This is a genomic window from Streptococcus sp. 2020WUSS089 (genome assembly GCF_044427405.1).
Classification (GTDB): Bacteria; Bacillota; Bacilli; order Lactobacillales; family Streptococcaceae; genus Streptococcus; species Streptococcus hashimotonensis.
The window spans coordinates 54,584-62,549 of record NZ_JAOTGD010000011.1 but is presented as its reverse complement, the minus strand read 5'-3'; the positions used below and the strand labels follow the sequence as shown (position 1 = coordinate 62,549).

General features: G+C 41.4%; 8 protein-coding genes and 8 tRNA genes. All 16 read left to right on the top strand.

Going from position 1 to position 7,966, the window contains the following annotated elements; genetic code table 11:
• Positions 1 to 49: 49 nt before the first annotated feature.
• The 16 genes from ODU46_RS08505 (at position 50) to ODU46_RS08430 (ending at position 7,865) form a co-directional block, all read left to right on the top strand.
• Positions 50 to 123, top strand: a tRNA-Pro gene (locus tag ODU46_RS08505).
• A gap of 12 nt (positions 124 to 135) precedes the next feature.
• Positions 136 to 209 (top strand) — tRNA-Met (locus ODU46_RS08500).
• A gap of 16 nt (positions 210 to 225) precedes the next feature.
• Positions 226 to 299: transfer RNA gene (locus ODU46_RS08495), tRNA-Ile, on the top strand.
• Between the two features lie 7 nt (positions 300 to 306).
• Positions 307 to 396, top strand: a tRNA-Ser gene (locus ODU46_RS08490).
• 10 nt (positions 397 to 406) lie between these two features.
• Positions 407 to 480, top strand: a tRNA-Met gene (locus ODU46_RS08485).
• A gap of 15 nt (positions 481 to 495) precedes the next feature.
• Positions 496 to 568, top strand: a tRNA-Phe gene (locus ODU46_RS08480).
• A 31-nt stretch (positions 569 to 599) separates the two neighbouring features.
• Positions 600 to 673, top strand: a tRNA-Ile gene (locus ODU46_RS08475).
• A gap of 12 nt (positions 674 to 685) precedes the next feature.
• Positions 686 to 773, top strand: a tRNA-Ser gene (locus tag ODU46_RS08470).
• Positions 774 to 832: 59 nt separating this feature from the next.
• The gene (gene mreC, locus ODU46_RS08465) at positions 833 to 1,669 is read left to right on the top strand and encodes a rod shape-determining protein MreC (RefSeq protein ID WP_105136225.1); all 837 of its coding nucleotides are present in this window, start codon (positions 833 to 835) and stop codon (positions 1,667 to 1,669) included.
• Complete coding sequence (gene mreD, locus ODU46_RS08460; protein WP_024385106.1) at positions 1,659 to 2,174, top strand: rod shape-determining protein MreD; 516 nt, start codon at positions 1,659 to 1,661, stop codon at positions 2,172 to 2,174. Before mreC ends, mreD begins: the two co-directional genes overlap by 11 nt.
• A gap of 84 nt (positions 2,175 to 2,258) precedes the next feature.
• Complete coding sequence (gene pcsB, locus ODU46_RS08455) at positions 2,259 to 3,515, top strand: peptidoglycan hydrolase PcsB (RefSeq protein WP_044683398.1); 1,257 nt, start codon at positions 2,259 to 2,261, stop codon at positions 3,513 to 3,515.
• Positions 3,516 to 3,617: 102 nt separating this feature from the next.
• Positions 3,618 to 4,586: a ribose-phosphate diphosphokinase gene (locus ODU46_RS08450; protein WP_002935337.1), complete on the top strand. Its 969-nt coding sequence runs from the start codon at positions 3,618 to 3,620 to the stop codon at positions 4,584 to 4,586.
• Between the two features lie 86 nt (positions 4,587 to 4,672).
• On the top strand, positions 4,673 to 5,851 hold the full coding sequence (locus ODU46_RS08445; RefSeq protein WP_029172090.1) for a pyridoxal phosphate-dependent aminotransferase: 1,179 nt from the start codon (positions 4,673 to 4,675) through the stop codon (positions 5,849 to 5,851).
• Positions 5,838 to 6,620: a DNA repair protein RecO gene (gene recO, locus ODU46_RS08440; protein ID WP_024385103.1), complete on the top strand. Its 783-nt coding sequence runs from the start codon at positions 5,838 to 5,840 to the stop codon at positions 6,618 to 6,620. The genes ODU46_RS08445 and recO overlap by 14 nt, the downstream gene beginning before the upstream one ends.
• On the top strand, positions 6,617 to 7,624 hold the full coding sequence (gene plsX, locus ODU46_RS08435) for a phosphate acyltransferase PlsX (RefSeq protein ID WP_398579510.1): 1,008 nt from the start codon (positions 6,617 to 6,619) through the stop codon (positions 7,622 to 7,624). The genes recO and plsX overlap by 4 nt, the downstream gene beginning before the upstream one ends.
• Positions 7,617 to 7,865, top strand: a complete 249-nt coding sequence (locus tag ODU46_RS08430) for a phosphopantetheine-binding protein (protein WP_398579509.1) — start codon at positions 7,617 to 7,619, stop codon at positions 7,863 to 7,865. Before plsX ends, ODU46_RS08430 begins: the two co-directional genes overlap by 8 nt.
• Positions 7,866 to 7,966: the final 101 nt, after the last annotated feature.

Genomic DNA, 7,966 nt, shown 5'->3' with positions numbered 1-7,966 from the left:
CATCACTCGCTTAATGGAGACGTTAGGGGAGCTTTATTTTTAATAGTATCGGGAAGTAGCTCAGCTTGGTAGAGTACTTGGTTTGGGACCAAGGTGTCGCAGGTTCGAATCCTGTCTTCCCGATTATATTATTTTGGCGGTGTAGCTCAGCTGGCTAGAGCGTCCGGTTCATACCCGGGAGGTCGGGGGTTCGATCCCCTTCGCCGCTATATACTCTTGTTTGCTGGACCTTTAGCTCAGCTGGTTAGAGCTCTCGGCTCATAACCGAGCGGTCGTAGGTTCAAGTCCTACAAGGTCCATATTATTGGAGGATTACCCAAGTCCGGCTGAAGGGAACGGTCTTGAAAACCGTCAGGCGTGTAAAAGCGTGCGTGGGTTCGAATCCCACATCCTCCTTTTCTACTACCGCGGGATGGAGCAGCTAGGTAGCTCGTCGGGCTCATAACCCGAAGGTCGTAGGTTCAAATCCTGCTCCCGCAATTTCTTTAAGAATTTGGCTCGGTAGCTCAGTTGGTAGAGCAATGGATTGAAGCTCCATGTGTCGGCGGTTCGATTCCGTCTCGCGCCATTAATTTAACTTTGTCCAAGTTTATTATCTTGGGCGCGTAGCTCAGATGGTTAGAGCGCACGCCTGATAAGCGTGAGGTCGGTGGTTCGATTCCACTCGTGCCCATATTATATTGATGGAGAATTACTCAAGAGGCTGAAGAGGACGGTTTGCTAAATCGTTAGGTCGGGTAACTGGCGCAAGGGTTCGAATCCCTTATTCTCCGTAGTGAACGAGATTATCGCTTGATATTCTCGTTTTATTGTATCTTGGTGAGGGTCTATTATGAATAAATTTTCAAAATTAGTAGTAGTTGTTTCTATCTTTTTATTACTGTCATTTTCTCTTTTGTTTGTGACTTTCTCTAAAGGGTTACAGCTACCATATTTAAATAATATCGTTAGTGTTGTTGTAACGCCAATTCAATCGGTTATTTCAGTACCTACTAGATTTTTTTCTGAGCAGAAAGATGTCTTGACAGATTTGATGAACGCTTACGAGGAAAATAAACAATTAAAGGAAGCTATTATGAGCCTTGAAGGGATGGCTGCTGAAAATACTAGCTTGAAAGAAGAGAATGCATCGCTTCGTAGCAGTTTAGGTGTGGTATCTGATTTTCCTGAAAAACAACTTATTCCAGGATCAGTTTTAGTGAGGACTCCTTCATCGTGGTCGGAGCATATTTCAATTAATATTGGTAAGACTAGTGGTGTGACATCTAATGCACTTGTGGTTGCTAATGGTGGATTAGTTGGCATCGTGAGTTCATTGAGTTCAGATTCGGCGGTTGTTACCTTATTTACGAATTCGGATGAATTCACGAAGTTGCCTGTGAAAATTTCTGTTGATTCTAAAGAAATTTATGGTATTTTATCAGGCTATGATGCAGATACAAATAGTTTTATCATTAATCAGTTGAACTCAGCTGATGAAATTGCAGTGGGTAGCAATGTTGTAACGAGTGATTTGGCTGGTGCAACTCCGGCAAATGTCCAAATTGGTAAAGTTTTATCGGTTAAATCAAATAGTAACAGTTTAAATAGAGAAGTATATGTTGAGCCGACAGCTAGTTTTTCAAACATTTATTCGGTTTTAGTGGTAGGTCAAACAAATGCGCAATAAAATGATAGAAATATTCATGTTTCCCATCTTGTTCTTTATTTTATTACTTGATGGACAGATTTCAACGTTGGTAACAAATTGGTCGGTTGGATTATTTACTATTTCAAGTCATTTGGTACTTATGTTAGCTATTTTTTATGCTAACTATGTGTCTCTTGGTTTTTCATTATTCATATTTACTTTGCTAGGTTTGGTATATGATATTAGTTATCTTAATCTGATTGGTATTGCTACTACAACCCTTCCTTTAGTTTTGTATTGTATCTATTTCTTCTTCCAAAGTGCAGTCAGCAAGCGAGGAATTAATATTCTGATTTTACTAGTAGCTATTTTTCAATTTGAATTTATTAGTTATTCATTTGCTCGTATTTTTCATATAACAAACTTGTCTGTGTTTATCTTTGTTTTTAATAAATTACTTCCAAGTTTACTATTCAATTTGGCCTTATTTTTCGTACTACAGCCGTTATTTGAGCGTTTATTTGGAATAACAAACAAGACATAGAAATGTAATAATTGCGTAATATACTTACGCAATTTTTTTGATAAAATGAGAGAGTCAGAAAGTATAGAGGAGTTATGTTCGGATATGAAGAAAAAAATCTTGGCTACAATTATGTTAAGTACAGTCGTTCTATCTAATGCTAATTATGTAGCTGTGATTAGTGCGAATGATGTAGATAGTCAGATTGCAGCAAAAAATCAACAGATTAGTGAGTTGACAGCACAACAAGCTGAAGCTCAACAACAAGTTGATGCTATTCAAGGACAAGTTGATGCAATTGTTAGTGAACAGGCGAAATTAACAGAAGAAAATACTCGTTTGGAAGCAGAATCGCAGACATTGGCGGCAGATATTGAGCGTTTGTCAGCTGATATTGTGTCACGTGATGGTGCTTTAAAGGAGCAGGCGCGTAGTGCTCAAGTTGATGGCTCTGCTTCAAGCTATATTAATACAATTTTAGATTCAAAATCAATTGTTGATGCTGTTTCGCGTGTTAATGCAATGCGTGAGATTGTTTCAGCTAATAACCGTATGTTGGAACAACAAAAAGCTGATAAGGAAGCAATTGTTGAAAAACAAAAGGCAAACCAAGAGGCAATCACTACTTTGGCAGCTAATCGCCAAAAATTGGAAGATGATGCTCAAGTATTGCAAGTGCGTCAGGCTGAATTGGAAGCTGCTAAGTTAAATTTGGCTGTGCAGAAAGCTACTGCTGAAGATGAGAAAAATTCATTGTTGGTGCAAAAAGCAGCTGCAGAAGAAGCAGCTCGTCAAGCGGCAGCTCGTCAAGCGGAGTATCAAGCACAACAGGCAGCCCTAGCACAGCAACAAGTAGCTTCAGTATCAGCACCAGTCGTGTCAACGCCAGTAGAAACTACAGTGACTGAAACGGTTGCAGCTCCTACTCAAACAGTATCACAATCTACACCAACGGTAAGTACACCTACAACATCTACATCATCAGGTTCAGGTAGTTCAGCGGCAGCAAATAATGCGCGTTATGATGCTTCATCTTACCCAGTTGGTGAGTGTACTTGGGGAGTTAAATCTCAACTTTCATGGGTTGGTCCTTACTGGGGAGATGCTAAGCAGTGGTTAGCATCAGCACGTGCTGAAGGTTTTAGTACAGGTTCTACGCCACAAGTAGGTGCGATTGCTGTTTGGACAGGTGGTTATTATGGGCACGTAGCGGTGGTTACGGCTGTTCAATCTTCAACAAGTATCCAAGTTGTTGAGTCAAACTACATGGGTCGCCGTTATATTGGTAACCATCGTGGTGGTTATTTCAATCCAACAACGACTTCTGAGGGAGCAGTTTACTACATTTACCCTCCATATTAAGAAATTTTCAAATAGAGCGTGTGGATTTGCGCTCTATTTTTGTTTGAAAAATGAAGGAAAAAGGGTTAAAATAGTAAAGGTAGAAATATATAGGAGGCTGTCATGGCGTTTACTGACTTAAAATTGTTCGCTCTTTCGTCAAATCAGAAGTTAGCTGAACAGGTGTCGAAAAAAATAGGAATTCCTCTTGGAAAATCAAGTGTTCGTCAATTTTCAGATGGTGAAATTCAGGTAAATATTGAGGAATCCATTCGTGGAACTCATGTGTACATTCTTCAATCCACTAGCTCACCAGTTAATGATAATTTAATGGAAATTTTGATTATGGTTGATGCTCTTAAACGTGCATCTGCTGAATCAGTAAACGTAGTAATGCCTTATTATGGTTATGCACGCCAAGACCGGAAGGCTCGTGCACGGGAACCAATTACATCAAAATTGGTAGCTAATATGTTGCAGACAGCAGGGGTCAATCGTTTGTTGACAATTGATTTGCATGCTGCGCAGATTCAGGGATTCTTCGACATTCCTGTTGATCATTTGATGGGGGCTCCATTGATTGCGGATTATTTTGAGCGTCGTGGTATGGTAGGTGATGGCTATGTTGTTGTATCACCTGACCATGGTGGTGTGACACGTGCCCGTAAGTTAGCACAGTTCTTGAAGACACCGATTGCTATTATTGATAAACGTCGTAGTGTTGATAAGATGAATACATCAGAAGTGATGAACATTATTGGTGATATTAAGGATAAGACTTGTATCTTGATTGATGATATGATTGATACTGCGGGTACCATCTGTCATGCAGCGGATGCTTTGGCAGATGCAGGGGCAACAGCTGTTTATGCTTCATGTACGCACCCAGTATTGTCAGGGCCTGCTATGGATAACATTAGTAAGTCAGCAATTAAGAAATTGGTTGTTCTTGATACAATTGAAATTGCAGAAGATCGCTTAATCGATAAAATCGAACATATTTCAACGGCAGAATTATTAGCGGAAGCGATTATTCGTATTCATGAAAAACGTCCCTTGTCACCTTTGTTTGAGGCAAGTCGTGTTAAATAGGTATGAGGAGAGTCAATTGACTCTTCTTTTTTACATTTATTTTCAAAATGTATTATAATAGTTTTATATGTTTTTGAGGTGGCAGAATGGATTTATTAAATCGTTTTAATAAGAATTTGAATCGGATTGAGGTTTCGATGATTCGTCAGTTTGATCAGTCTATTTCGGATGTTCCAGGGATTTTGAAACTGACCTTGGGAGAGCCTGATTTTACAACGCCTGATCATGTCAAAGAAGCGGCTAAGGCTGCAATCGATGCTAACCAGAGCTATTATACTGGTATGGCTGGTCTTTTGGAGTTGCGCCAAGCAGCAGCTGAGTTTGTGGCTGAAAAATATAATTTACACTATAATCCAGAAAATGAAATCCTCTCTACAATCGGTGCGACAGAAGCTCTATCAGCGAGTTTAGTTGCTATTTTGGAAGCTGGAGATACGGTACTTCTACCTGCCCCTGCCTATCCTGGTTATGAGCCGATTGTCAATATGGTGGGAGCAGATATCGTTGAAATCGATACGACGGCAAATGATTTTGTTTTGACACCTGAGATGTTGGAAGAGGCGATTATTGAGCAGGGGGATAAGCTAAAAGCTGTCATTCTCAACTATCCTGCCAATCCAACGGGTGTGACCTACTCACGAGAGCAGATTCAGGCCTTTGCGGATGTCTTACGTAAGTATCCTGTCTTTGTCCTGTCGGATGAGGTCTATGCGGAGTTGACTTACACTGGCCAGCCCCATACTTCGATTGCGGAGTTTTTGCCAGAACAGACCATTTTGATTCAGGGATTGTCCAAGTCCCATGCCATGACAGGTTGGCGGATTGGATTGATTATGAGTCAGGCTCCCATCATCGCTCAAATCATCAAGAGCCACCAATATCTCGTGACTGCAGCGTCAACTGCTATGCAGTATGGTGCGGTTGAGGCCTTGAAAAACGGTAAGGATGATGCTCTGCCAATGCGGGCGGAGTATATCAAGCGTAGGGATTACATCATCGAGAAGATGACGGACTTGGGCTTTAAAATTATCAAGCCTGATGGAGCATTTTACATCTTTGCAAAAATCCCTGCGGGTTACAATCAAGATTCCTTTAGCTTCTTGCAAGACTTTGCGAGAAAGAAAGCGGTGGCCTTAATTCCGGGTGCAGCCTTCGGTCAGTATGGAGAAGGCTATGTGCGAATTTCCTATGCAGCAAGTATGGAGAAAATTCAAACAGCTATGGTTCGTTTGAAGGAATATCTAGAAGAAAATGGAACGAATTGAAACTAGGGGATTAGTCCTTTACAATCGGAATTTTCGAGAAGATGACAAGCTGGTCAAGATTTTTACAGAGAAGGCTGGCAAGCGAATGTTTTTTGTGAAACATGCCTCTAAGTCCAAGCTGGTAGCTTCTATCCAGCCTTTGACCTATGCGGATTTTATCGTTAAAATCAATGATGATGGTCTGTCTTATATCGAAGATTTTCATCAGGTACAGCCATTTAAGAATATTAACGGCGATATTTTCAAGCTTAGCTATGCTACCTACATCTTGGCCTTGGCAGATGCGGCCTTGCAGGACAAGGTCTATGACCCAGCCCTCTTTGCATTTTTGGTCAAGACCTTAGATTTGATGGAGTCGGGTTTGGACTATGAAATTTTGACCAATATCTTTGAAATTCAACTCTTGGGACGATTTGGGATTAGTCTGAATTTTCACGAGTGTGCTTTTTGTCATCGGGTTGGCCTGCCTTTCGACTATTCCTACAAGTACAGCGGTGTCTTGTGTCCGCAACACTATCAACAAGATGAGCGACGGGCTTATCTGGATCCCAATGTTCCCTATCTACTTGATCAATTTCAGGCTATTTCCTTTGATGAGCTGGAAACCATTTCCATCAAGCCTGAGATGAAGCGAAAATTACGGCTTTTTATTGACCAGCTGTACGAGGAATATGTGGGGATTCACTTGAAATCCAAGAAATTTATAGATGATTTGTCTTCTTGGGGGCAAATTATGAAACCAAGAACAGAAAATGAGGAAACAGAATGAAACGTATTGCAGTAGATGCTATGGGTGGGGACCATGCCCCTCAGGCAGTGGTAGAAGGTGTCAATCAAGCCTTGGCTGCCTTTCCAGACATTGAAATTCAACTTTATGGTGATGAGGCTAAAATCAAGCAGTATTTGACAGTGACAGAGCGTGTCAGCATCGTCCATACGACGGAGAAAATCAATTCAGATGATGAGCCTGTCAAGGCCATTCGTCGGAAGAAAGAGGCTTCTATGGTCCTAGCGACCAAGGCTGTCAAGGATGGTCAGGCAGATGCGGTCTTGTCAGCTGGAAATACAGGTGCTCTTTTGGCGGCAGGCGTCTTTGTCGTCGGTCGCATCAAGAACATCGACCGTCCTGGTCTTATGTCTACCTTGCCGACTATGGACAGTAAGGGATTTGATATGATGGACTTGGGGGCAAATGCTGAAAATACAGCTCATCACCTCTATCAGTATGGTATTCTTGGTTCATTTTACGCGGAGCATGTGCGTGGTGTCAAACAACCTCGTGTGGGACTTTTGAACAACGGTACGGAAGATACCAAGGGCACGCCAGTTCACCAAGAAGCCTATAAACTCTTGGCGGAAGACAAGTCAATCAACTTTATTGGCAATGTGGAGGCGCGTGAGTTACTTAACAGCGTGGCGGATGTGGTCGTGACGGATGGTTTCACGGGAAACGCTGTGCTGAAAACAGTTGAAGGGACTGCAAAATCCATCGTTGGTCAGTTGACGGGCTCAATCAAGAATGGTGGTCTGCGTGCTAAATTGGGTGGTCTTTTGGTTAAACCAACCTTGAAAAAGGCCTTGGGGGCTATGGACTATAAAACTGCAGGTGGTGCTGTCTTGCTTGGTCTGAAAGCACCTGTCATCAAGGCGCACGGATCCAGCGATGCTCAGTCAATTTTCTATACGATCAAGCAGACGCGTTCGATTTTGGAGGCTGGTATTGTTGAAAAATCAGTGGCCAAATTTTCAGTAGTGGAGGAGAGTCATGACTAGAGAGCAGGTCTATCAGCGGGTTGTTGAATTAATTCAGGATGAAAAGGGAGAAGATTTTCAAGTTCAACCTGAATCTACTTTGGCAGATAATATTGCAGCAGATTCAGTAGAAATCATGGAATTTGTTCTTAATTTGGAGGATGAATTTCATGTAGATGTCCCAGATGCTGCTATTGAGCAGTTTGAGGTCCTATCTGATATTGTTGATTTTATTTATGAAGAAGTGAAAAAACGTTCGTAATTTACGGGCGTTTTTCTTTGTTTTTTCCTAAATAACCGTAAATTTGTTGTGGATGCGAATGTTGTGTGTTAGAATAAACGAAAAGACTAGAATATTTTACG

What these genes read in the sequence shown, in the direction of transcription:
- mreD (WP_024385106.1), top strand. Translation starts at nt 1,659, where the DNA reads ATGCGCAATAAAATGATAGAAATATTCATGTTTCCCATCTTGTTCTTT.
- ODU46_RS08450 (WP_002935337.1), top strand. Translation starts at nt 3,618, where the DNA reads ATGGCGTTTACTGACTTAAAATTGTTCGCTCTTTCGTCAAATCAGAAG.
- ODU46_RS08445 (WP_029172090.1), top strand. Translation starts at nt 4,673, where the DNA reads ATGGATTTATTAAATCGTTTTAATAAGAATTTGAATCGGATTGAGGTT.
- recO (WP_024385103.1), top strand. Translation starts at nt 5,838, where the DNA reads ATGGAACGAATTGAAACTAGGGGATTAGTCCTTTACAATCGGAATTTT.
- plsX (WP_398579510.1), top strand. Translation starts at nt 6,617, where the DNA reads ATGAAACGTATTGCAGTAGATGCTATGGGTGGGGACCATGCCCCTCAG.
- pcsB (WP_044683398.1), top strand. Translation starts at nt 2,259, where the DNA reads ATGAAGAAAAAAATCTTGGCTACAATTATGTTAAGTACAGTCGTTCTA.
- ODU46_RS08430 (WP_398579509.1), top strand. Translation starts at nt 7,617, where the DNA reads ATGACTAGAGAGCAGGTCTATCAGCGGGTTGTTGAATTAATTCAGGAT.
- mreC (WP_105136225.1), top strand. Translation starts at nt 833, where the DNA reads ATGAATAAATTTTCAAAATTAGTAGTAGTTGTTTCTATCTTTTTATTA.